Origin of the sequence: Streptomyces sp. NBC_01317, assembly GCF_035961655.1 — a bacterium.
Taxonomy (GTDB): Bacteria; Actinomycetota; Actinomycetes; order Streptomycetales; family Streptomycetaceae; genus Streptomyces.
This window is the reverse complement of record NZ_CP108393.1, coordinates 3,479,051-3,501,839: the sequence shown is the minus strand read 5'-3', so window position 1 is coordinate 3,501,839 and position 22,789 is coordinate 3,479,051. Positions and strand designations below refer to the sequence as shown.

Annotated in this window: 19 protein-coding genes; 14 read left to right on the top strand and 5 right to left on the bottom strand. The window is 70.5% G+C overall.

The features are described from left to right. Nucleotides 1-20 precede the first annotated feature (20 nt). The 13 genes from nuoE to OG349_RS14740 all read left to right on the top strand — a co-directional run bounded on the left by nuoE (nucleotide 21) and on the right by OG349_RS14740 (nucleotide 15,848). Complete coding sequence (gene nuoE, locus OG349_RS14800; RefSeq protein WP_327238579.1) at nucleotides 21-866, top strand: NADH-quinone oxidoreductase subunit NuoE; 846 nt, start codon at nucleotides 21-23, stop codon at nucleotides 864-866. Continuing rightward, on the top strand, nucleotides 866-2,227 hold the full coding sequence (gene nuoF, locus OG349_RS14795; RefSeq protein ID WP_327235042.1) for an NADH-quinone oxidoreductase subunit NuoF: 1,362 nt from the start codon (nucleotides 866-868) through the stop codon (nucleotides 2,225-2,227). Before nuoE ends, nuoF begins: the two co-directional genes overlap by 1 nt. Beyond that, nucleotides 2,224-4,734: an NADH-quinone oxidoreductase subunit G gene (locus tag OG349_RS14790; RefSeq protein ID WP_327235041.1), complete on the top strand. Its 2,511-nt coding sequence runs from the start codon at nucleotides 2,224-2,226 to the stop codon at nucleotides 4,732-4,734. Before nuoF ends, OG349_RS14790 begins: the two co-directional genes overlap by 4 nt. After that, nucleotides 4,731-6,140, top strand: a complete 1,410-nt coding sequence (nuoH, locus tag OG349_RS14785) for an NADH-quinone oxidoreductase subunit NuoH (protein WP_327235040.1) — start codon at nucleotides 4,731-4,733, stop codon at nucleotides 6,138-6,140. Before OG349_RS14790 ends, nuoH begins: the two co-directional genes overlap by 4 nt. Next, on the top strand, nucleotides 6,133-6,837 hold the full coding sequence (gene nuoI / locus OG349_RS14780; protein WP_327235039.1) for an NADH-quinone oxidoreductase subunit NuoI: 705 nt from the start codon (nucleotides 6,133-6,135) through the stop codon (nucleotides 6,835-6,837). The genes nuoH and nuoI overlap by 8 nt, the downstream gene beginning before the upstream one ends. Beyond that, a complete protein-coding gene (locus OG349_RS14775) occupies nucleotides 6,834-7,661 on the top strand; it encodes an NADH-quinone oxidoreductase subunit J (RefSeq protein WP_327235038.1) in 828 nt (275 codons plus the stop codon). The genes nuoI and OG349_RS14775 overlap by 4 nt, the downstream gene beginning before the upstream one ends. After that, a complete protein-coding gene (nuoK, locus tag OG349_RS14770) occupies nucleotides 7,658-7,957 on the top strand; it encodes an NADH-quinone oxidoreductase subunit NuoK (protein ID WP_161306881.1) in 300 nt (99 codons plus the stop codon). The genes OG349_RS14775 and nuoK overlap by 4 nt, the downstream gene beginning before the upstream one ends. A gap of 14 nt (nucleotides 7,958-7,971) precedes the next feature. Beyond that, the gene (gene nuoL, locus OG349_RS14765) at nucleotides 7,972-9,867 is read left to right on the top strand and encodes an NADH-quinone oxidoreductase subunit L (RefSeq protein WP_327235037.1); all 1,896 of its coding nucleotides are present in this window, start codon (nucleotides 7,972-7,974) and stop codon (nucleotides 9,865-9,867) included. A 6-nt stretch (nucleotides 9,868-9,873) separates the two neighbouring features. Then, a complete protein-coding gene (locus OG349_RS14760; protein ID WP_327235036.1) occupies nucleotides 9,874-11,451 on the top strand; it encodes an NADH-quinone oxidoreductase subunit M in 1,578 nt (525 codons plus the stop codon). After that, a complete protein-coding gene (gene nuoN / locus OG349_RS14755) occupies nucleotides 11,448-13,100 on the top strand; it encodes an NADH-quinone oxidoreductase subunit NuoN (RefSeq protein WP_327235035.1) in 1,653 nt (550 codons plus the stop codon). The genes OG349_RS14760 and nuoN overlap by 4 nt, the downstream gene beginning before the upstream one ends. Nucleotides 13,101-13,270: 170 nt before the next feature. After that, the gene (locus tag OG349_RS14750; RefSeq protein ID WP_327235034.1) at nucleotides 13,271-14,467 is read left to right on the top strand and encodes an ABC transporter ATP-binding protein; all 1,197 of its coding nucleotides are present in this window, start codon (nucleotides 13,271-13,273) and stop codon (nucleotides 14,465-14,467) included. Beyond that, on the top strand, nucleotides 14,464-15,186 hold the full coding sequence (locus OG349_RS14745; RefSeq protein ID WP_327235033.1) for an ABC transporter permease: 723 nt from the start codon (nucleotides 14,464-14,466) through the stop codon (nucleotides 15,184-15,186). Before OG349_RS14750 ends, OG349_RS14745 begins: the two co-directional genes overlap by 4 nt. Then, entirely contained in the window at nucleotides 15,183-15,848 is a 666-nt protein-coding gene (locus tag OG349_RS14740) for an ABC transporter permease (RefSeq protein ID WP_327235032.1), read from the top strand. The genes OG349_RS14745 and OG349_RS14740 overlap by 4 nt, the downstream gene beginning before the upstream one ends. Before the next feature lie 17 nt (nucleotides 15,849-15,865). On the opposite strand, the gene OG349_RS14735 is transcribed toward OG349_RS14740, so the two are convergent. From OG349_RS14735 to OG349_RS14720, 4 genes are read right to left on the bottom strand one after another with little or no spacing between them, the layout of a single operon-like run. Next, nucleotides 15,866-16,501 (bottom strand): GTP-binding protein, encoded by a 636-nt coding sequence (locus tag OG349_RS14735; RefSeq protein WP_442806252.1) that lies wholly within the window; start codon nucleotides 16,499-16,501, stop codon nucleotides 15,866-15,868. After that, nucleotides 16,467-16,883, bottom strand: coding sequence for a DUF742 domain-containing protein (locus OG349_RS14730; RefSeq protein ID WP_327235031.1), 417 nt, complete (start codon nucleotides 16,881-16,883; stop codon nucleotides 16,467-16,469). Before OG349_RS14730 ends, OG349_RS14735 begins: the two co-directional genes overlap by 35 nt. A gap of 52 nt (nucleotides 16,884-16,935) precedes the next feature. Then, nucleotides 16,936-17,400, bottom strand: coding sequence for a roadblock/LC7 domain-containing protein (locus OG349_RS14725; protein ID WP_327235030.1), 465 nt, complete (start codon nucleotides 17,398-17,400; stop codon nucleotides 16,936-16,938). Then, a complete protein-coding gene (locus OG349_RS14720) occupies nucleotides 17,390-20,056 on the bottom strand; it encodes an ATP-binding protein (RefSeq protein WP_327235029.1) in 2,667 nt (888 codons plus the stop codon). Before OG349_RS14720 ends, OG349_RS14725 begins: the two co-directional genes overlap by 11 nt. A gap of 434 nt (nucleotides 20,057-20,490) precedes the next feature. Here OG349_RS14720 and OG349_RS14715 point away from each other — a divergent pair, with 434 nt between their 5' ends. After that, nucleotides 20,491-21,438: an ABC transporter substrate-binding protein gene (locus OG349_RS14715; protein ID WP_327235028.1), complete on the top strand. Its 948-nt coding sequence runs from the start codon at nucleotides 20,491-20,493 to the stop codon at nucleotides 21,436-21,438. 39 nt (nucleotides 21,439-21,477) lie between these two features. Here OG349_RS14715 and fahA read toward each other — a convergent pair whose 3' ends face one another. Then, nucleotides 21,478-22,704, bottom strand: coding sequence for a fumarylacetoacetase (gene fahA / locus OG349_RS14710; protein WP_327235027.1), 1,227 nt, complete (start codon nucleotides 22,702-22,704; stop codon nucleotides 21,478-21,480). Nucleotides 22,705-22,789 lie beyond the last annotated feature (85 nt).

Below are 22,789 nucleotides of genomic sequence, written 5' to 3'. Positions count from 1 at the left end.
ATTCCGAGGTCAGCCTGGGGATGCCCCAGCTGCCGGCCCCCGACTTCCCTGCCGACGTGCGCGCGCGGCTGGAGGCGGACGCCAGGGAGATCATCTCCCGTTACCCCGGCGCCCGTTCCGCGCTGCTGCCGCTCCTGCACCTCGTACAGGCGGAGGAGGGGTACGTCTCCCGTACGGGCATGGCCTTCTGCGCGGAGCTGCTCGACCTGACCACCGCCGAGGTCACGGCCGTCGCGACCTTCTACACCATGTACCGGCGCAAGCCGGGCGGTGACTACCAGGTCGGGGTCTGTACGAACACGCTCTGCGCGGTGATGGGCGGCGACGCCATCTTCGACGAGCTGAAGGAACATCTCGGCGTCGGCAACGACGAGACCACCGAGGACGGCAAGGTCACGCTCGAACACATCGAGTGCAACGCGGCCTGCGACTTCGCGCCCGTCGTGATGGTCAACTGGGAGTTCTTCGACAACCAGACCCCGCAGAGCGCCAAGCAGCTCGTCGACGACCTGCGCGCGGGCCGTCCCGTCGAGCCGACCAGGGGCGCGCCGCTCTGCACGTACAAGGACACCGAGCGGATCCTCGCCGGCTTCCCCGACGAGCGCCCCGGCGCCGTCGGAGCCACCGGCGGAGCGGGCCCCGCCTCGCTGATCGGCCTGCGGCTCGCCAAGGGCGAGGCCCCGCAGCGGGTGGTCAGGCCGCGTGACGGCGGGCACTCCCCGGACGCGCACCCGCAGGACGCGCACCCGAAGGACGCCCCGCCGCAGCCCGGCTCCCAGCACCTCAGCTCGCACGACGCACCGCAGCGGACCTCGGACTCCGATCCGGACCACCCGGCCGGACCCACCGCCGAGGAGGGGGAGTGATGACGATGGCACCCGAGATCGACGAGAACGGCACCAGCCCCGAGAAGCTCCTCGCCCCCGTGCTGTCCGCGTTCTGGGACCAGCCGGAGTCCTGGACGCTGGAGACGTACGAACGGCACGACGGGTACGAGGGCCTCAAGAAGGCCCTCGCCATGACGCCCGACGACCTCATCGCGTACGTGAAGGACGCGGGTCTGCGCGGCCGCGGCGGCGCCGGCTTCCCCACCGGGATGAAGTGGCAGTTCATCCCCCAGGGCGACGGAAAACCCCACTACCTCGTCGTCAACGCCGACGAGTCGGAGCCCGGCACCTGCAAGGACATGCCGCTGCTCTTCGCCAACCCGCACTCCCTCATCGAGGGCATGGTGATCGCCTGTTACGCGATCCGCTCCTCGCACGCCTTCATCTACCTGCGCGGCGAGGTCGTCCCCGTCCTGCGCCGGCTGCACGAAGCCGTACGGGAGGCCTACGCGGCCGGCTACCTAGGCAAGGACATCCTCGGCAGCGGGATCGACCTCGACGTCGTCGTCCACGCGGGAGCGGGCGCGTACATCTGCGGGGAGGAGACCGCGCTGCTCGACTCGCTGGAGGGCCGTCGCGGACAGCCCCGGCTGCGTCCTCCCTTCCCCGCCGTGGCGGGACTCTACGCGAGCCCCACCGTGGTGAACAACGTCGAGTCGATCGCCTCCGTTCCCGCGATCCTGCACCGCGGCAAGGAGTGGTTCCGCTCGATGGGCAGCGAGAAGTCCCCGGGCTTCACGCTCTACTCGCTCAGCGGCCACGTCACCAGCCCCGGGCAGTACGAGGGCCCCATGGGCCTCACCCTGCGCCAGCTGCTCGACATGGGCGGCGGCATCAGGGCGGGCCACCGGCTCAAGTTCTGGACGCCGGGCGGCTCCTCGACCCCGATGTTCACCGACGAGCACCTCGACGTCCCGCTGGACTACGAGGGTGTCGGCGCGGCCGGCTCGATGCTCGGCACGAAGGCGCTCCAGTGCTTCGACGAGACGACCTGTGTCGTACGGGCCGTGACGCGCTGGACCGAGTTCTACGCCCACGAGTCCTGCGGCAAGTGCACGCCCTGCCGCGAAGGCACGTACTGGCTCGTGCAGTTGCTGCGGGACATCGAGGCCGGCAAGGGCGAGATGTCCGACCTCGACAAGCTCAACGACATCGCCGACACCATCAACGGCAAGTCGTTCTGCGCGCTCGGCGACGGCGCCGCCGCCCCGATCTTCTCCTCGCTCAAGTACTTCCGCGACGAGTACGAGCAGCACATCACGGGCAAGGGCTGCCCCTTCGACCCCGCGAAGTCCACCGCGTGGGCAGACCGGAACCCGCACCAGGAGGTGAACGCATGACAGTCACCACGTCGGCCCCCTCCGGAGGCGGCGAGGCGGCGCTCCCGCCGGAAGACCTCGTCTCGCTGACGATCGACGGCATCGAGATCTCCGTCCCCAAGGGGACGCTGGTCATCCGCGCCGCCGAGCTGCTCGGCATCGAGATCCCGCGTTTCTGCGACCATCCGCTGCTCGACCCGGTCGGCGCCTGCCGCCAGTGCATCGTGGAGGTGGAGGGCCAGCGCAAGCCGATGGCCTCCTGCACCATCACCTGCACCGACGGCATGGTCGTCAGGTCGCAGCTCAGCTCGCCCGTCGCCGAGAAGGCGCAGCGCGGCGTGATGGAGCTGCTGCTCATCAACCACCCGCTGGACTGCCCGGTCTGTGACAAGGGCGGCGAGTGCCCGCTCCAGAACCAGGCCATGCAGGTCGGCGAACCGGACACCCGCTTCGAGGGCAAGAAGCGTACGTACGAGAAGCCCGTCCCGATCTCCACGCAGGTGCTGCTGGACCGCGAGCGGTGTGTGCTCTGCGCGCGCTGTACCCGCTTCTCCGAGCAGATCGCGGGCGACCCGATGATCGAGCTGCTGGAGCGCGGGGCGCTCGAACAGGTCGGCACCGGAGAGGGCGACCCCTTCGCGTCGTACTTCTCCGGCAACACCATCCAGATCTGCCCGGTCGGCGCGCTCACCTCGGCGGCGTACCGCTTCCGGTCGCGGCCGTTCGACCTGGTCTCCTCGCCGAGCGTGTGCGAGCACTGCGCGGGCGGCTGCGCGACCCGCACCGACCACCGGCGCGGCAAGGTCATGCGGCGGATGGCGGCCGACGACCCCGAGGTCAACGAGGAATGGGTCTGCGACAAGGGCCGGTTCGGCTTCCGCTACGCGCAGAAGCCCGACCGGCTCACGACCCCCCTCATCAGGAACGCGGACGGTGACCTGGAGCCGGCGAGCTGGCCCGAGGCGCTGGAGGCCGCGGCCCTGGGGCTGGCCGCCGCGCGCGGCCGGGCGGGGGTGCTGGCAGGTGGCCGGCTGACCGTCGAGGACGCGTACGCGTACGCCAAGTTCGCCCGGGTCGCGCTCGACACGAACGACGTCGACTTCCGCGCGCGGGTGCACAGCAGCGAGGAGGCCGACTTCCTGGCCGCCCATGTGGCGGGCCGGGGACGGGACCTGGACGGTACGGGGATCACGTACACCACGCTGGAGAAGGCACCGGCCGTCCTCCTCGCGGGCTTCGAGTCCGAGGAGGAGGCGCCCGGCGTCTTCCTGCGGCTGCGCAAGGCCGCGCGCAAGCACGGACAGCGGACGTTCTCGCTGGCCACGCACGTCACGCCGGGCCTGGAGAAGGCCGGGGGCACCCTGCTCCCCGCCGCTCCCGGCACGGAGACCGACTGGCTGGACGCCCTCGCGGGCAACACGTCCTTGGACGGTGACGGCGCGAAGGCGGCCGAGGCGCTCCGCGCGCCCGGCGCCGTGATCGTCGTCGGCGAACGGCTCGCGGCCGTGCCCGGCGGCCTCACCGCCGCCGCCCGCGCCTCGGTCGCCACCGGCGCTCAGCTGGTGTGGATCCCGCGGCGGGCCGGCGAGCGCGGCGCGGTGGAGGCGGGCGCGCTGCCGTCGCTGCTGCCCGGCGGACGCCCGGCCACGGACCCGCGGGCCCGTGAGGAGACCGCCGCGGTCTGGGGCGTACGCGAACTGCCGCACGCCTACGGGCGCGACACCGGCCAGATCGTCGAGGCCGCCACGACCGGCGAGCTGGGCGCGCTGGTCGTCGCGGGCGTCGAACTGGCGGACCTGCCGGACCCGGCGGGCGCGCGGGCCGCGCTGGACGCGGTCGGCTTCCTGGTCTCGCTGGAGCTGCGGCCGAGCGAGGTCACCGACCGGGCGGACGTGGTCTTCCCGGTGGCGGCCGTCGCCGAGAAGCCCGGCACGTTCCTCAACTGGGAGGGCAGGGCGCGGCTGTTCGAGGCGGCGCTCAAGCCCGAGCAGATGACGCGGCGCCTGGCCCCCTCCGACGCGCGCGTCCTCCACATGCTGGCCGACGCGCTGGACGTGCACTTCGCGCTGCCCGACCTCAGGGCCGTACGGTCCGAACTGGACCGGCTCGGCGGCTGGGACGGCTCCCGGGCCACCGCGCCGCGCGAGTCGGCCCGTCCGGTGCCGCGCCCCGGCGATGGCGAGGCGGTCCTCGCGGGCCACCGGCTGCTGCTCGACCAGGGCCTGCTCCAGCAGGGCGACGAGGCGCTGGCCGGCACCCGGCACGCGGCGGTCGCCCGGCTCTCCGCCACGACGGCCGCCGAGACCGGCGTCAAGGACGGCGACCCGCTGGCCGTCACGGGCCCGGCGGGCACGGTCACGCTCCCGCTGCGGGTCACGGTGATGCCCGACCGGGTGGTCTGGCTGCCGCTGAACTCCACGGGCCGCGGCATCCCGGCGGACACCGGCTCCCAGCCGGGAACGCTGGTCCGTATCGCCCCGGCCGGCGTGCCGGCCGCGGACGCAGAAGCGCCGGAGGTGCGCGCATGACCGCCTTCGCCCCCCTCGCGGCGGCTCCTCACACCGTCCACACCGTCCTCGCCGCCGAGGACCTGTCGCTGTTCGGCCGCGACCCGTGGTGGCTCGTGGTCGTCAAGGCCGTGTTCTGCTTCGCGTTCCTGATGGTCACCGTGCTGTTCTCCATCGTGTGGGAGCGCAAGGTCGTCGCCTGGATGCAGCTGCGGATCGGCCCCAACCGGCACGGGCCCTGGGGCATGCTCCAGTCGCTCGCCGACGGCATCAAGCTGATGCTGAAGGAAGACCTGATCGTCAAGCGCGCGGACAAGGTCGTCTACGTCCTCGCGCCGATCGTCGCCGCGGTGCCCGCGTTCATGGCGATCGCCGTGATCCCGTTCGGCCCGTCCGGCAACGAGGTCTCGATCTTCGGCCAGCGCACCACGATGCAGCTGACCGACCTGCCGATCGCGATGCTGTACGTCCTCGCGATCGCCTCGGTCGGCATCTACGGCATCGTCCTGGCGGGCTGGTCCTCCGGGTCGACGTACCCGCTGCTCGGCGGGCTGCGGTCGGCCGCGCAGATGATTTCGTACGAGATCGCCATGGGCGCCGCGTTCGCCTCCGTCTTCCTCTACTCGGGGTCGATGTCGACCTCGGCGATCGTGGAGGCGCAGGCGGACCGCTGGTACATCGTGCTGCTGCCGGTCTCCTTCATCATCTACATCATCACGATGGTGGGCGAGACGAACCGCGCCCCCTTCGACATGCCCGAGTCCGAGGGCGACCTCGTCGGCGGCTTCAACACCGAGTACTCGTCCATCAAGTTCGCGATGTTCATGCTCGCCGAGTACGTCAACATGGTCACCGTCTCGGCCGTCGCGACCACGCTCTTCCTCGGCGGCTGGCGCGCCCCGTGGCCCATCTCCACCTTCTGGGAGGGCGCGAACCACGGCTGGTGGCCGATGCTCTGGTTCGTCGTCAAGGTCCAGCTGCTGCTCTTCTTCTTCATCTGGCTGCGCGGCACGCTGCCGCGCGTGCGCTACGACCAGTTGATGAAGCTGGGCTGGAAGGTCCTGATCCCGGTCTCGGTGGTCTGGCTGATGCTGGTCGCGACCGTACGGGCCCTGCGCAACGAGAACTACGACTTCCAGTCGATCGTGCTGTACGTCGGCGGGGCGGTCATCGCGATCCTGCTGCTCTCCTTCGTCGCCGACATCTTCCGCGACAAGAAAGAGCGGGCCGACGCCGAACGGGAGCCGGAGCCCCCGGCCTTCGACCCGATGGCGGGCGGATTCCCCGTACCACCGCTGCCGGGGCAGACGCTGCCACCCGTGCCGCGCAGGCGTCCGCGCACCGAGCGCGAGCTCGTTGTCAGTGGTGGGGTCGACACTGTGAGTGACGGTACCGAGAGTGACGGAAAGGAGGCTGACAGTGTCTGACTCTTCGCAGGATTCCTCGCAGGTCTCCCGGCGGGACCCCGCACGGGACTCTTCGCACGATGCTTCGCAGGCGGAGAACCCCCGCGCCCCGAAGAACCCGGTCGCGGGCTTCGGCGTGACCTTCAAGGCCATGTTCAAGAAGCGGCTGACCGAGCAGTACCCGGAGCAGCAGAAGGTGACGGCGCCGCGCTTCCACGGCCGTCACCAGCTGAACCGGCATCCGGACGGCCTGGAGAAGTGCATCGGCTGCGAGCTGTGCGCCTGGGCGTGTCCGGCGGACGCGATCTACGTGGAGGGCGCGGACAACACCGAGGAGGAGCGCTACTCCCCGGGGGAGCGCTACGGCCGCGTCTACCAGATCAACTACGCGCGCTGCATCCTCTGCGGCCTGTGCATCGAGGCGTGCCCGACCCGGGCGCTCACGATGACCAACGAGTTCGAGCTGGCCGACAGCTCGCGCGAGAGCCTCATCTACACCAAGGAGCAGCTCCTCGCGGGCCTGGACGAGGGCATGGTCGAGTCGCCGCACTCGATCTTCCCGGGGACGGACGAGCAGGACTACTACCGGGGGCTGGTCACCGAGGCCGCGCCCGGCACGGTCCGCCAGGTGGCGCTGAGCAAGGGCGAGCGGCCGCAGGAGGCCGCGTCCACCTTCGGCGAGGACGAGCCGGCGTCGAAGAAGGTGATCGGGTCGTGAACGCACTCGCAGCCTCCACCACCCTCGCGGCCTCCGCCACGTCGACCGGCGAGGCCGTCCAGTTCTGGATTCTCGGTACGGTCGCGGTGGTCGGCGCCTTCGCCACGATCCTCATGAAGAGGGCCGTGCACAGCGCGCTGAGCCTGGCCGCGACGATGATCATCCTGGCCGTCTTCTACCTGGCCAACGGCGCCTACTTCCTGGGCGTCGTCCAGATCATCGTCTACACCGGCGCGATCATGATGCTGTTCCTCTTCGTGGTCATGCTGGTCGGTGTCACCGCGGCGGACTCCCTCAAGGAGACGCTCAAGGGCCAGCGCTGGCTGGCCCTGGTCTGCGGACTCGGCTTCGGCGCCCTGCTGATCGGGGGCATCGGCAACGCGTCGCTGAACTCGTTCGCCGGCCTCGGCCAGGCCAACGCGGGCGGCAACGTCGAGGGACTGGCCGCGCTGATCTTCACCAAGTACGTCTTCGCCTTCGAGATCACCGGCGCGCTGCTGATCACCGCGGCCGTCGGCGCCATGGTCCTCACCCACCGCGAGCGCACCGAACGGGCGCTGACGCAGCGGGAGATGGCCGAGGACCGGGTCCGCAAGGGCATCCACCTGCCGCCGCTGCCCGCCCCGGGCGTCTACGCCCGGCACAACGCGGTGGACATCCCGGGCCTGCTGCCGGACGGCACGATCTCCGAGCTGACCGTCAACAAGACCCTCAAGGACCGCGGCCAGATCCGCGACGTGTCGAGCGAGGCCATCGCGGACCTCAAGGCGTTGGAGCAGCGGTCCACCGACCGGCTCGGCCGCGAGGAGGAGATCAAGCGATGAACCCGGTCCACTACCTCTACCTCGCGTCGCTGCTCTTCACCATCGGTGCCACCGGTGTGCTGATCCGGCGCAACGCGATCGTGGTGTTCATGTGCATCGAGCTGATGCTCAACGCCTGCAATCTCGCGTTTGTCGCCTTCGCCCGGCTGCACGGCAATCTCGACGGGCAGGTCATCGCCTTCTTCGTGATGGTCGTCGCCGCCGCGGAGGTCGTGGTCGGGCTCGCGATCATCGTGTCGCTCTTCCGCTCCCGCCACTCGGCCTCGGTCGACGACGCCAGCCTGATGAAGCTCTGAGGGGTCGCTGAATCGTGGAGAACTTGATTGCGCTGCTCATCGCGGCGCCTCTGCTCGGAGCGGCGGTCCTGCTGTGCGGCGGGCGCCGGCTCGACCGCCTGGGCCACTGGCTCGGTACGGCGCTGGCCGGCGCGGCGTTCGTGATCGGCGTGGTGCTGTTCAGCGACATGCTCGGCAGGAGCGGTGAGGACCGCGCCCTGCACCAGCACCTGTTCAGCTGGATCCCTGTCGAGGGCTTCCAGGCGGACGTCGCCTTCCAGCTCGACCAGCTGTCGATGACGTTCGTCCTGCTGATCACCGGTGTGGGCACGCTGATCCACATCTACTCGATCGGGTACATGGAGCACGACGAGCGGCGCCGCCGCTTCTTCGGCTACCTGAACCTGTTCCTGGCGGCGATGCTGCTGCTGGTCCTCGCCGACAACTACCTGCTGCTGTACATGGGCTGGGAGGGCGTGGGCCTCGCCTCGTACCTGCTGATCGGGTTCTGGCAGCACAAGCCCAGCGCGGCCACCGCCGCGAAGAAGGCCTTCCTGGTCAACCGCGTCGGTGACGTGGGCCTGTCGATCGCGATCATGCTGATGTTCACGACCTTCGGGACCTTCGCCTTCGGCCCGGTGCTGGAGAACGCGACGGACGCCACCGAGGGCAAGCTGACGGCCATCGGCCTGATGCTGCTGCTCGCCGCGTGCGGCAAGTCGGCCCAGGTGCCGCTCCAGTCGTGGCTCGGTGACGCGATGGAGGGCCCGACCCCGGTCTCGGCCCTGATCCACGCGGCGACGATGGTGACCGCGGGCGTCTACCTGATCACCCGCTCCGGCGCGATCTTCAACGGGGCGCCCGACGCCCAGCTGGTGGTCGTGGTGGTCGGCGCGGTGACGCTCCTCTTCGGTGCGATCGTCGGTTGCGCGAAGGACGACATCAAGAAGGCCCTGGCCGGGTCGACGATGTCGCAGATCGGCTACATGATCCTGGCGGCGGGCCTCGGCCCGATCGGGTACGTCTTCGCGATCATGCACCTGGTGACGCACGGCTTCTTCAAGGCGGGGCTCTTCCTCGGCGCCGGTTCGGTCATGCACGGCATGAACGACGAGGTGGACATGAGGAAGTACGGCGGCCTGCGGAAGTACATGCCGGTCACGTTCGTCACCTTCGGCCTCGGCTATCTGGCGATCATCGGCTTCCCCGGCCTCTCCGGCTTCTGGTCCAAGGACAAGATCATCGAAGCGGCCTTCGCCAAGGGCGGTACGGAGGGCTGGATCCTCGGCGCCGTCACCCTGCTGGGCGCCGCGATCACCGCGTACTACATGACCCGCGTGATGCTGATGACCTTCTTCGGCGAGAAGCGCTGGGAGCCCGACGCGGAAGGCCACGAGCCGCACCCGCACGAGTCGCCCAAGTCGATGACGATCCCCATGATCGTGCTCGCCTTCGGCTCGGTCTTCGCGGGCGGGCTGTTCTCCCTGAACAGTGCCTTCGTGAACTGGCTGGAGCCCGTCACCGGACATGACCACGGCCACTCGCCGGTCAGCGCCGCGACGGTCACCGCCTCCACGGTCGTGGTGCTCCTCATCGGCGTCGGCATCGCCTGGGCGCAGTACGGCAGGCGCCCGGTGCCCAAGCTCGCCCCGCGCGGCTCGCTGCTCACCCGCGCCGCCCGCCGCGACCTCCTCCAGGACGACTTCAACCACGTCGTCCTGGTCCGCGGCGGCGAACACCTCACCCGCTCCCTGGTGTACGTCGACCACACCCTGGTCGACGGCGTGGTCAACGGCACCGCGGCGTCCTTCGGCGGGCTCTCGGGCCGGCTGCGCAAGCTCCAGAACGGTTACGCCCGCTCCTATGCGGTCTCGATGCTCGGAGGTACGGCAGTGCTCATCGCCGCGACCCTGCTGATGAGGGCGGTGTAAACGGACATGTCGTTCCCCTATCTGACGGTGGCGGCGGCGCTCCCGGCGGTCGGCGCGATCGCCACGGCGGCCGTGCCCGCCGCCCGGCGTACCTTCGCCAAATGGCTGGCGCTCCTGTTCTCCCTCGCCACGCTCGCGGTGGCCGCGGTCGTCCTGGCCCTCTTCGAGCCCGGCGGCGACCGCTACCAACTCACCGAGTCGCACGCCTGGATCAAGGAATTCGGGGTCAGGTACGAACTGGGCGTGGACGGCATCGGCGTTGTGCTGATGGCGCTGACCGCCCTGCTGATCCCGTTTGTCATCCTGGCGGGCTGGCACGACGCCGACCCGCTGGAGGACGCGGCGCCGAACCGCCGCTGGCGGCCGACCCAGGGCTTCTTCGCGCTCATCCTGATGGTCGAGGCGATGGTGATCCTCTCCTTCGAGGCCACCGACGTCTTCCTCTTCTACATCCTCTTCGAAGCCATGCTCATCCCGATGTACTTCCTCATCGGCGGCTTCGGCGACCGGGCGCACGCGGGCGGGGACGAGGCGGCGGCGACGCAGCGCTCGTACGCGGCCGTGAAGTTCCTCCTGTACAACCTGGTCGGCGGGCTGATCATGCTCGCCGCGGTCATCGGCCTGTTCGTCGTCGCGGGGACGTTCTCGCTCTCCGAGATCGCCGAGGCGCGGGCCAACGGCTCGCTGTCCATGGCGACCAGCACCGAGCGGTGGCTGTTCCTCGGCTTCTTCTTCGCGTTCGCCGTGAAGGCCCCGCTGTGGCCGCTGCACACCTGGCTGCCCAACGCGATGGGCGAGGCCACCGCGCCCGTGGCCGTCCTGATCACGGCCGTGGTCGACAAGGTCGGCACGTTCGCGATGCTGCGCTTCTGCCTCCAGCTCTTCCCGGAGGCCTCCAAGTGGGCCACCCCGGTGATCCTGGTGCTGGCGCTGATCAGCATCGTCTACGGCGCGCTGCTCGCCGTCGGCCAGCGGGACATCAAGCGCCTGATCGCCTACGCGTCGATCTCGCACTTCGGCTTCATCATCATGGGCATCTTCGCGATGACCAGCCAGGGCCAGTCGGGCGCCACGCTCTACATGGTCAACCACGGGATCTCGACGGCCGCGCTGATGCTGGTCGCCGGCTTCCTGATCACCCGGCGCGGCTCGCGGCTCATCGCGGACTACGGCGGAGTGCAGAAGGTCGCACCGGTCCTCGCCGGTACGTTCCTGATCGGCGGTCTGGCCACGCTCTCGCTGCCGGGGCTCTCCCCGTTCGTGAGCGAATTCCTGGTCCTGGTGGGCACGTTCAGCAGATATCCGGTGGTCGGCATCATCGCCACCTCCGGCATCGTGCTCGCCGCGCTCTACGTCCTGGTGCTCTACCAGCGCACGATGACCGGTCCGGTGAAGGCGGCGGTCCAGGGCATGTCGGACCTCAGGGTCCGTGAGCTGGTGGTCGTCACCCCGCTGATCGCGCTGCTCCTCTTCCTGGGTGTCTACCCGAAGCCGCTGACCGACATCGTCAACCCGGCCGTGAAACACACGATGTCGGACGTCAAGAAGACAGACCCCAAGCCCGAGGTGGAGGCCGCTCCGTGAGTGCGACAGTCGTCCACAGCCTGTGGACAACTTCGGCGGCCGGGGGGATCGACAAGATCCCGGCCCCCCATATCGAGTACGCGCAGTTGTCGCCCACGCTGATCGTGCTGGGCGCCGCCATCCTGGGGATCCTGGTCGAGGCGTTCGTCCCCCGGGGGAAGCGCTACCACACGCAGGTGTGGCTCTCCGTGGTCGCCCTGGCCGCCGGTTTCGCGGCGGTGATCGCCCTCGCCAACACCGGCTACGGCACGACCAAGGCGCACATCGCGGCCATGGGCGCCATCGCCGTCGACGGCCCGGCGCTCTTCCTCCAGGGGACGATCCTGCTGGCGTCGATCGCCGCCGTGTTCACCTTCGCCGAGCGCAAGCTCGACCCGGAGGCGCACGGCAAGCGTGTCGACTCGTTCGCCGCGCAGGGCGCGTCCGTCCCGGGCAGCGACAGCGAACAGGCCGCCGTCAAGGCCGGGTTCACCACCACCGAGGTGTTCCCGCTGGCCCTGTTCGCGATCGCGGGCATGCTGGTCTTCCCGTCGGCCAACGACCTGCTGACGCTGTTCGTGGCGCTGGAAGTGTTCTCCCTCCCGCTCTACCTCCTCTGCGCCCTGGCCCGCCGCAAGCGGCTGCTGTCGCAGGAGGCCGCGGTGAAGTACTTCCTGCTGGGCTCCTTCTCGTCGGCGTTCCTGCTCTTCGGGATCGCGCTGCTGTACGGGTACGCGGGCTCGGTGTCGTACGCGCGCATCGCGGAGGTGGTCGACGGCACGGTCCAGACCGTGAACCCGGCCCTCGCCGACACCATGGGCAACGACGCGCTGCTGCTCATCGGCGGCGCGATGATCCTCATGGGGCTGCTGTTCAAGGTCGGCGCGGTGCCGTTCCACATGTGGACCCCGGACGTCTACCAGGGCGCGCCCACCCCGGTCACCGGCTTCATGGCGGCGGCGACGAAGGTCGCGGCCTTCGGCGCGCTGCTGCGGCTGCTGTACGTGGTGCTGCCGGGCCTGCGCTGGGACTGGCGTCCCGTGATGTGGGCGATCGCGATCATCACCATGCTGGGCGGCGCGATCGTGGCCATCACCCAGACCGACATCAAGCGCCTCCTGGCGTACTCCTCCATCGCCCACGCCGGCTTCATCCTGGCCGGTGTGATCGCGACGACGCCCGACGGCATCTCGTCCGTCCTCTTCTACCTGCTCGCGTATTCCTTCGTGACGATCGGCGCGTTCGCGGTGGTCACGCTGGTGCGCGACGCGGGCGGCGAGGCGACGCACCTGTCCAAGTGGGCGGGACTGGGGCGGCGTTCGCCGCTGGTGGCCGCGTTCTTCGCGCTGTTCCTGCTGGCCTTCGCCGGTATCCCGCTGACCTCCGGCTTCTCGGGGAAGTTCGCGGTCTTCAAGGCGGCGGCCGACGGCGGCGCGGGAGCGCTGGTGGTGGTCGGTGTGATCTCGTCGGCGATCGCCGCGTTCTTCTACATCCGGGTCATCGTGCTGATGTTCTTCAGCGAGCCGAAGGCGGACGGGCCGACGGTCGCCGTGCCGTCGCTGCTGACCAAGACGACGATCGGCATCGGGGGCGTGGTCACGGTCGTGCTCGGTGTGGCGCCGCAGTACTTCCTGGATCTGGCCAACCAGGCAGGGATCTTCGTGCGGTAGGAAGCACAGTCCGCCATGTCGCGGACCAAGCCCAAGGGTCCGGTACCTCGCAGAGGTGCCGGACCCTGGCTTATTTTCGCCCTGCCGTTCGATGGGAGGGTCCCGCCCGATACGGTGGGGGCGCGTCCGGAACAGCCGTAACAGGGCCATGCCGAAGGGTATTTGAGACCTTGATCAGCATCGAAGCGGTGACGAAGCGCTACGCCGACGGGACGATCGCCGTCGATCGGCTCTCCCTGGACATTCCGGACGGTTCGATCACCGTGCTGGTGGGGCCCTCCGGGTGCGGGAAGACCACCACGCTGCGGATGATCAACCGGATGATCGAGCCCACCGAGGGCAGGATCCTGCTCGACGGGGACGACCTCAGGCAGCGGCCGGTCAACGCGCTGCGCCGGTCGATGGGGTACGTCATCCAGAACGCCGGGCTCTTCCAGCATCGTTCGGTGGCCGACAACATCGCGACGGTGCCGCGCATGCTCGGCTGGGACCGGAAGCGGGCCCGCGAGCGGGCGGTGGAGCTGATGGGGCGCGTCGGGCTGGACCCGGCCCTGGCCAAGCGCTATCCGTACCAGCTCTCCGGCGGCCAGCAGCAGCGGGTCGGGGTGGCCAGGGCGCTGGCGGCCGATCCGCCGGTGCTGCTGATGGACGAGCCGTTCTCGGCGGTCGACCCGGTGGTCCGCAAGGGGCTCCAGGACGAGCTGCTGCGTATCCAGGCCGAGTTGGGCAAGACCATCGTGTTCGTGACGCATGACATCGACGAGGCGATCAAGCTCGGCGACCGGATCGCGGTGATGCGGACGGGCGGCAGGCTCGCGCAGTTCGCGCCGCCCGGGGAACTGCTCTCGGCGCCCGCCGACACGTTTGTCGAGGACTTCCTGGGCAACGACCGCGGGGTCCGGCGGCTGTCGTTCTTCACGTGCGAGGCGCTCGCCCTCGAACCGGCGCCGGTGGTGGATGCCGCTGGAAAGGTGTCCGCCGGGAAGGTGTCCGCCGGGAAGGCGTCCGTGAAGAAGACGACCGCGGCGACCCCGCCCGTACCGTACCTGCTGGTCACCGACGCGGCGGGCAAGCCGCTCGGCTGGCGCGATCCGGCGGCCGGGGAGGGCGCCGGGGAGAGCGCCGACGCGGCGCTGATCCCGTGCGGGCGCCCGTTCCACGCTCAGCGGGACTCCCTGCGGGCCGCGCTGGACGGGGCGGTGCTGTCGCCGACGGGCTGGGCGGTCGCCGTGGACGACACCGGCCGGGTCGCGGGCATCGCCTCCCAGGAGATGATCGCCGCGGCGATCCGTACGGCCCATGCGGCACACGAACGTTCGGGTGCCGCCTCTGCGGAGACCGACGCGCCGGTGGTGGCCGGGACATGAGCGGCGACGGCTTCTTCGACGTCCCCAGCGACCTCCAGCACAGCTACCTCGGCCTGGTGGCCCTGCACCTGGAGGAGGCGCTGATCCCGGTGGCCGGCGGGCTCGTACTGGCCCTGCTGCTCGCCCAGTTGTGCGTACGGCACGGGTGGCTGTACCCGCCGGTGCTCTGGGGCGCCACGGTCGTCTACGCGATCCCCTCGCTGGCGATCTTCGTGGTCCTGATCGACTACACCGGGCAGAGCCGGACCACGGTGATGATCCCGCTGACCCTCTACACCCTGGTGGTGCTCGTCCCGGCCATCGTGGACGGGATCAGATCCGTACCGGAGGAGACGCAGGCGGCGGCCACGGCGATGGGCTTCGGCCCCTGGCGCCGCTTTCTCCGCGTCGAGCTGCCCATCGCCGTCCCGGCGATCTTCGCCGGGCTGCGGGGCGCGACCGCCGCGAGCATCAGCCTGGTGAGCGTGGGCGCGCTGATCGGCAACCAGGGGGCGCTGGGGAACATGCTCACCGACGCGATGTTCTACCACCGGCCCATGCTGGCGGTGAGTTCCGTCGTCACGACGGCCGTGCTGGCGGTCCTCGCGGACGTCCTGCTCGTCGTCGGCCGCAACCTGCTCACCCCGTGGCTGCCGCGCGGCGGCCAGGTGAAGAACCCGGCCGTCATGCTGCCGGGGACCCTGCCCGCGCCCCGCCAGAAGCTGGAGAGCAGCCGGTGAACGTCCTCCACTTCATCAACTCGTTCTTCAGCGAGGGCTCCCGCTGGCACGGTTACGACGGCATCCCGCAGCGCGTCTGGGAGCACATCCAGTACTCGCTGGGCGCGCTGGCCGTCGCCGCCGGGATCGGGCTGCCGGTGGGTCTGGTCACGGGCCACACGGGCCGGGGCGGCAACGTCCTCGGTACGATCGCGAACGCCGCCCGGTCGCTGCCCAGTTTCGGGCTGCTGGTGCTGATGTTCCTCGCGTTCGGGATCGGGCTCACGCCGGTGATGATCCCGCTGGTGGTGCTGGCGATCCCGCCGATCCTGGTGACCACGTACGAGGCCGTGCGGAGCGTGGACCCCTCGCCGGTCGACGCGGCCCGGGGCCTGGGCATGCACGAGGCGAAGATCCTGCTGCGGGTCGAACTGCCCGTGGCGCTCCCGCTGATCCTCGGCGCCCTGCGCACGGCGGCGATCCAGATCATCTCCACCGCCACGATCGCGGCGTACGTGAGCCTCGGCGGTCTCGGCCGGTACGTCATCGACGGCCTCTACCAGCGTGACTACGAGAAGGTCGTGGGCGGCGCGACGCTGGTCGCCTCCCTGGCGCTGCTCACCCTCGGCGTGTTCTGGCTGGCGTCCCGCCTGGTCGTGTCCCCGGGGGTCAGCCGCCGCTAAGTCCGGGGGCGCCCCGGCTACGCCGCCGTGGTCCTGGCCAGGGCCACTTTCAGTACGGTCAGCAGCGCGTCCCGTACCGATCCGCGTTCCCGGGCGTCGAAGGCGAACAGCGGCACGCGCGGGTCGACGTCCAGGGCCCACCGCACCTCGTCCAGCGTGTGGGTGACCGCGCCCTCGAAGGTGTTGATCCCGATCGCGAAGGGGATGCCCTTCGCCTCGAAGTAGTCGACGGCCACGTAGCAGTCGTCCAGGCGCCGCGTGTCCACGATCACCAGCGCGCCGAGCGCGCCCTGGACGAGGTCGTCCCACATGAACTTGAAGCGGTCCTGGCCCGGCGTGCCGAAGAGGTAGAGCTTCAGCGTCGGGTCGATGGTGATGCAGCCGAAGTCCATGGCGACCGTGGTGGTCGTCTTGCGCGGGGTGTGCGCGAGGTCGTCCACCCCGGCCGAGACCGACGTGATCGACGCCTCGGTGGTGAGCGGGGTGATCTCGGAGATCGAGCCGACCGTGGTGGTCTTGCCCACGCCGAAGCCGCCCGCGACGACCATCTTCACCGGCAGCGGCGGCTGGACGGCACCCTGGGCGCCCGTGGTCGTGCCGGGCTGCGGACGGCCGCGGTCAGGCGGGGGAGTCGGGGATGGCGAGTAGCCCATCGATAACCCTTTGCAGAATCGAGGGGTCCTGGGCGGTCCTGGTGTCCGGCTCGTACACGGCCAGATGTCCTTGGACCCGGAGGTCTTCGGCCAGAACGCGGACCACGTTGAGGTGCAGGCAGAGGTGTGCGGCGATCTCGGCGAGGGACTGGGGCCGGCGGCATACGGAGACGATGGCCAGGGGTTCGAAGGTGAGGGTGTCGAGTACGGCGAGTGCCTCCGCGGTCGCCACGACCTGGGTCTCCAGGGGGAGCGCGTTGCCGGCGTCGGCCACCCGGCCCGCGGTGAGCAGGAACGGGCGGATCGCCGGGGCGCGGCCGGACTGCTCCGGTACGGTGCCGGCGCCCGCGTCCTCGTCGGCTCCCGGTGCACCGGCCGCCATGACGGTCCTTCCTCCTTCCCTCTGGGGCTTCTTCCGCTGTTTCCGGGGCGGCTCAGCCGGCCGGGGCGGAGACGCGCTTCTGGAGCTCGACGATCAGCTCGGGGCTGATGACGGCTCCGGCCCGCTCGGTGAAGAGGGTCATCTCGTAGGCGACGTCGGCGAGTTTGGCCTCCTTCGAGGCGACCACGCCGAGGACGGCGCCGCCGCCGAGCGCGGACACGAGGAGCCGGCCGCCCAGATAGTCCATGATCACCCGGCTCAGGTCGCCGAGGCCGTAGTTGGCGGAGGCGCCGGCGGCGAGGCTCAGCATGCCGGAGATCACCGCGCCCAGGCGTTCGGAGTCGGCGTGGCCGTCCCGGCGGGAGACGGCGATGAGCATGCCGTCGGAGGAGACGGCTATGGCGTCGAGGACACCGGCCGATTCGGCGGCGAACCGTTCGAGGAGCCAGGTGAAATTCGCCGCCGATTCACCGAGCCCCTCGGCCGTCGCCGGGTCGGTGGTGAGGTCATCCGTCATTGCCAGGTCCTTCCGGGGTGAGCGATACCTGGGGCCCAGGTCCTGTTCTGTCACGCGCGGAGTCCCGTCGTGCCCGCTCGGTGGCGGCCTCCAGGTCCTCCAGTTCGTCACGGACGTGCGCCGCGTCGGCGGGGTGCCGCGCGGGGGAGACCGCAGGGGTACGGGGCGTCGTGTCGGGAGCCAGGGTCGCGCCCCGCACACGCCGCCGCAACGGCCGCGACTCGCCGTCGTGCTCCATGGGGCCCTGCCGGGCCCCTGACCCGGTGGTCTCGACACCACGATCGTGCCGCGCGTCGTCACCACCGGGGGCGACCGAGGGGGCGCCGGGCTCTCCGGCCGCCCGGCCTGCGCCTGGGCCGCCGCTTCCGTCCGCGCCCGGCCTGTCGGCCGCGACGCCGTGTGCCCCCGCGCCTGCGACGCCTCGCGGTCCGGGGTCCGCGACGCCGTGCGCGTCGGCGCCCGTGGCGCTGCCCGCGTCGGCGTGCGGCTCGGTGTCCGCCTCGCCGCTCGGCTCACCGTCCGACGCCCCGCGCGCGACCCGCTGCGGCAGGCCGCTGCCGCTCGGGGTGGCCGCCACCAGCGCCGCCCGTGGGCGCTGTTCCGAGCGGGGGGTCGGGATGGCCGGGGACGGGGCCGTGGGGGGCGGGGGTGCCGGTATCGCGTTCGCGGGGAGCAGCAGGGTGGACGGGATGGTCACCGTGCTCGTGACGCCCTCGCCGGGGGTGCGAGTCAGTACGACCCCGATGCCGAAGCGGCGGGCTATGCGGCCCACCACGAACAGGCCCAGCACGTGCGTGGGCGCCAGGTCGAGCCGCTCCCTGCGGAGCAACCGCGCGTTCTCCTCGGCCAGTTGCTCCGGCGGCATGCCCAGCCCGTGGTCGATGATCTCGATCACCGCGCCCTCCGCCGGGGGCCGTATCTGCACCGCCACGTCGACCTTGGTGTGCGTGGGGGAGAAGAAGACGCCGTTCTGGAGCAGTTCGGCCAGCATCAGGGTCAGGTCGCTGACGGCCGCCGGGACGACGACCACCTCCGCCGACGGCCGCAGGGAGACCCGTTCGTACCCGCCGATGGTGGACAGCGCCGCCCGCAGCACGTCGGTGAGTCCCGTGGGCTGCGGCGCGTCCACGTCCTCCGCCGCCTGCCGCTTCCCGGCGATCACCTGGAGGCTCTCGGCGTTACGGCGCAGCCGCGTCGCGATGTGGTCGATCTGGTAGAGCGGGCGGAGCGTCGCCGGGTCGGTCTGGGCCTGCTCAAGACCCTCGATCAGGTCGAGCTGGCGCGACGCCAGGTTGCTCACCCGGTGCCCGATGTTGCCGAACATCTGCTCCACGTTGGCGCGCACGGTGATCTGCCGCTCCAGCAGCGCCGACGCCGTCGACTGCACCTGGTTGAACGCTTCCGCGAGCGCGCCGATCTCGTCCCGTACCGGCACCGGAATCTCGCGCAGCCGGGGCGGCCCCGTCTCGGCGGACTCGTCGTCCGCGACCCGCGCCAGCTCCTTCCCGGTGGCGTCCGCGACCTGCCGCGCGGCGGCCGTGAGAATCCGTACCGGCCTGGCCACCGAGCGGCGGACCAGGAAGGAGAAGACCAGCCAGGCCACCAGCGCCAGCGTCGCGGAGCCCACCAGGGTGAGCGTGTGCCGCCACGCCTTGTCGGAGGCGGCGTCCGCCTGGGCCGCGATCCCGTGGATCAGCGTGTGGGTGATCCTGAGCCGGTCCTCGGCCTGCCGGGCGTAGACGGGCTCGGCCTCCAGGGCCTTCGCGATGGCCGCCCGAAGCCGCTCCGGGGTCTGCGCCTGGAGCGAACTGGGGTCCACCCGCAGGGCGTTGTACTGCTCCTCGATCAACTTCCGCTGGGAGCTGCGCTCGACGCCGTCCAGGGTGGTGCCCTGCGCCTCGGAGGACAGCGCTTTGAACCGCTCCGCCTTGTCCTCGTACGAGCGGTGGTCACCGACCGCACGCAGGAACTCGATGAGCGCGTTGGAGTCACCGGTCTGCGCGCCGAACACACTGGTCTCGAAGGCCGCGTGGGCGGCATCCGCCCCCAGCAGCGTCTCCAGCCTGCCCTCCGGGGATCCGCGCGACGCGGTGGTGGACTCCCCGAGCCCCAGGCCGCTGATCAGCTGATCGACCAGATCGGAGTAGGTGGGATCGATGTTGTCCGCGGGGATGTACCCCCGCTGGATCAGCTGCCGCAGATCGGTCAGCCCGCCGATTGTCGCGATCGCCTCGTCCTCCGCGGCGGGCAGCAGGGACCCGAACGCCTCGCGCACCACCCGCGCCTGGACGTCGACCCGCTGCTGCGCCTGGAGGTACGGGATGTCCGACGGCTCACCCGCCCCGCCCTCGGCCGCCTGGTGGCGTACGGAGAGCAACAGGGCCTGCCGGTGCTCACGTTGGAGGTCGTCCACGAGCGTGGCGACGCTCTCGCTGTTGCGTACGAGCGCGGCGGTGTCGGCGGCCGCCCTGGCCTGGCTCATCTCGTCGTCCACGACGTAGGCGAGCATGCCCGCCACCACCAGGACGGGCACCAGCACCAGGAGGTGCAGTTTCCTGCCGAACGGCCAGCGCTCCAGGAGCGTGACGATCCGGCGGCGGCGGCTCCGCGGCGGGGCGGGCGGCTGTCCGGAAACGGTCCCTTCCTGCGAGGACACCAGGGCTCCTTGAGCGGGTACTCCCCGACGGGCGCCCAGGCGTGGGCGCCTGCCGACCGTGAGGCTGAATGGGGTGGTTGTGGTGCGAACGGCCCAGCACTGTGTGCGAACAGCCCAGCACTGTGGGGGCATTGGGCCGGAAGCCGGTGGACGGGGCGCCGACAGCCGGGACTTTACCGCGCCCCCGGCTCTTTGCGACGGGTCACAGCGAAGAAAACGTTTCAATCAATCGGCGAATGACGCGTCATTACTCTCACCATTCCACGCACCTGTTCCCCACCACACCTCGTCGTGATCCGATGCCAATCGGTAATCAGGCGGCTCTTGACGATGCGTGAGACGGGTGGCTTGGATCGATGCGTGCGGCGAACGGGCCGCACGGCGGGCCCCGTACGCCATGTCGCCACCCTCACTGACACACAGGATCGGGAAACGTGACTGATACCGCGAACAGGCCTCGGCGCCGCACCGTCGCCGCCGCACTCGCCTCCCTCACCGCCGCCGCTTTGCTGGCCGGGTGCGGTTCGTCCGACGACAACGCCGATCCGCTGGAGCCGGCGGCGGTGCCCGAGGGCAAGGTCGTCGTGGGGTCGAACAACTTCCCCGAGAGCATCCTGCTCGCCTACCTGTACGGCGAGGCGCTCAAGGCCAAGGGTCTCGACGTCACGTACAAGCACAACATCGGCAGCCGCGAGACGACGTACGGCATGCTCAAGAACGGCACCGTGACGGTCATGCCCGAGTACAACGGCGCCCTGCTCGCCTACCTGGACCCGAAGGCCGTGGCGAAGACGGCGCAGGGCACCACCGCCGCCGTCACCGCCCAGCTGCCGTCCCACCTCGCCGTCCTGAAGTCGGCCTCCGCCGAGAACAAGGACGCCGTCGCGGTCAATGCCGAGACGGCGGAGAAGTACGACCTGACCGCCGAGTCCTCGATCGCCGATCTGGCCGACGTCGCACCCGAGTTGGTCATCGGCGGTTCACCGGAATTCCAGTCGAGGCAGCAGGGTCTCGTCGGGCTCAAGGAGCTGTACGGCCTGAATTTCAAGTCCTTCAAGGGCCTGGACGCGGGTGGTGCGCTGACGATTGCGGCGTTGAAGAAGAACAACATCCAGGCCGCCGACGTCTTCACCACGGACCCGTCCATCGAGAAGGAGAAATTTGTTGTCCTCAAGGACACGAAGAACCTCTTCGCCTTCGAGAACGTGACTCCGCTCATCCGCAAGGCCGATGTGCCGAAGGCCGGACAGGACGTGCTCGACACCCTGTCCGCCAAGCTCGACACCCCTGAGCTGATGGAACTCGACGCGCAGGTGCAGTACGAGCACAAGGACGCGCTCGCGGTCGCCCGCGCCTGGCTCACGTCGAAGAGCCTGCTCTGAGAAGACCTGCTCCCGGAAGACCCGCTCCGAGGGGCACTTTCAGGCCGCCGGGACGATCCGGCCCCTCACCTCGCCCAGGCCGACCCGGGTCCCGTCGGGCCCGGGGGCCCAGGCGGTGAGGGTCACCTCGTCGCCGTCCTCCAGGAACGTCCGCTTGCCGTCGGGCAGTTCGACGGGCTCGGTGCTGTTCCACGTCAGTTCGAGGAGGGAGCCGCGCTGCTCGCGCCCGGGGCCGCTGACCGTACCGGAGCCGTAGACGTCTCCCGTACGGAGAGAGGCGCCGTTCACGGTCAGATGGGCGAGCTGCTGCGCCGCCGTCCAGTACATGGAGGAGAACGGCGGCTCCGAGATCACCTGCCCGTTGAGTGCCACCGAGATCCGCAGGTCGAACCCGCCCGGGTCCTCCTCCTCGGCGTCGTCCAGATAGGGGAGCAGCTCCTCCGTACGGGCCGGTGGCGCCACCCGGGCCGCGTCCAGGGCCTCCAGCGGGGTCACCCACGCGGAGACCGACGTGGCGAAGGACTTCCCGAGGAACGGGCCGAGGGGCACGTACTCCCACGCCTGGATGTCCCGCGCCGACCAGTCGTTCAGCAGCGAGAGGCCGAAGACGTGGTCGCGGAAGGACGCCAGGTCCACCGGGGTGCCCTGCGCGGACGGCGTACCGACGACAAAGGCGACCTCCGCCTCGATGTCGAGCTTGGCCGAGGGGCCGAAGACGGGCGCCGCGTCGGCGGGCGCCTTGCGCTGCCCGGAGGGGCGTACGACCTCCGTGCCCGAGACCACGACCGTGCCCGCCCTGCCGTGGTAACCGATCGGCAGGTGCTTCCAGTTGACGGGCAGCGCGAGGCCGTCGGGGCGGAAGATCCTGCCGACGTTGGTCGCGTGGTGCTCGCTCGCGTAGAAGTCGACATAGTCGGCGACCTCGTACGGCAGGTGCAGCGTGACCGTGCCGAGGGGGTGCAGCAGCGGCTCCATCTCGGCGCGGTGCGCGGGCACGGTGACCCAGGCGGTCAGGGCCCGGCGCACATCGCGCCAGGCCGTGCGGCCGGCCGCCATCAGGGGGCCCAGGCCCGGCTGGTCCAGCAGCTTCGCGTACGGAGAACCCAGGGCGTGCGCCGCCGCTCCCGCGTCGAGCACCGCGTCGCCCAGGCGGACACCGAGACGGCGCCTGCCGGGCTCCTCTGCGGTCGAGAAGACGCCGTACGGGAGGTTGTGGGGGCCGAAGGGGTCACCTTCGACCGGTTCGAGCGGGCTCTGCTCGGGCATGTGCTGCCTCGCTTTCCGGATCGATGCAGGACACGTTACGTCGGCGCCACCCCGCCGCGGCAGTGGCGAAAGGCCCGCAATGCCC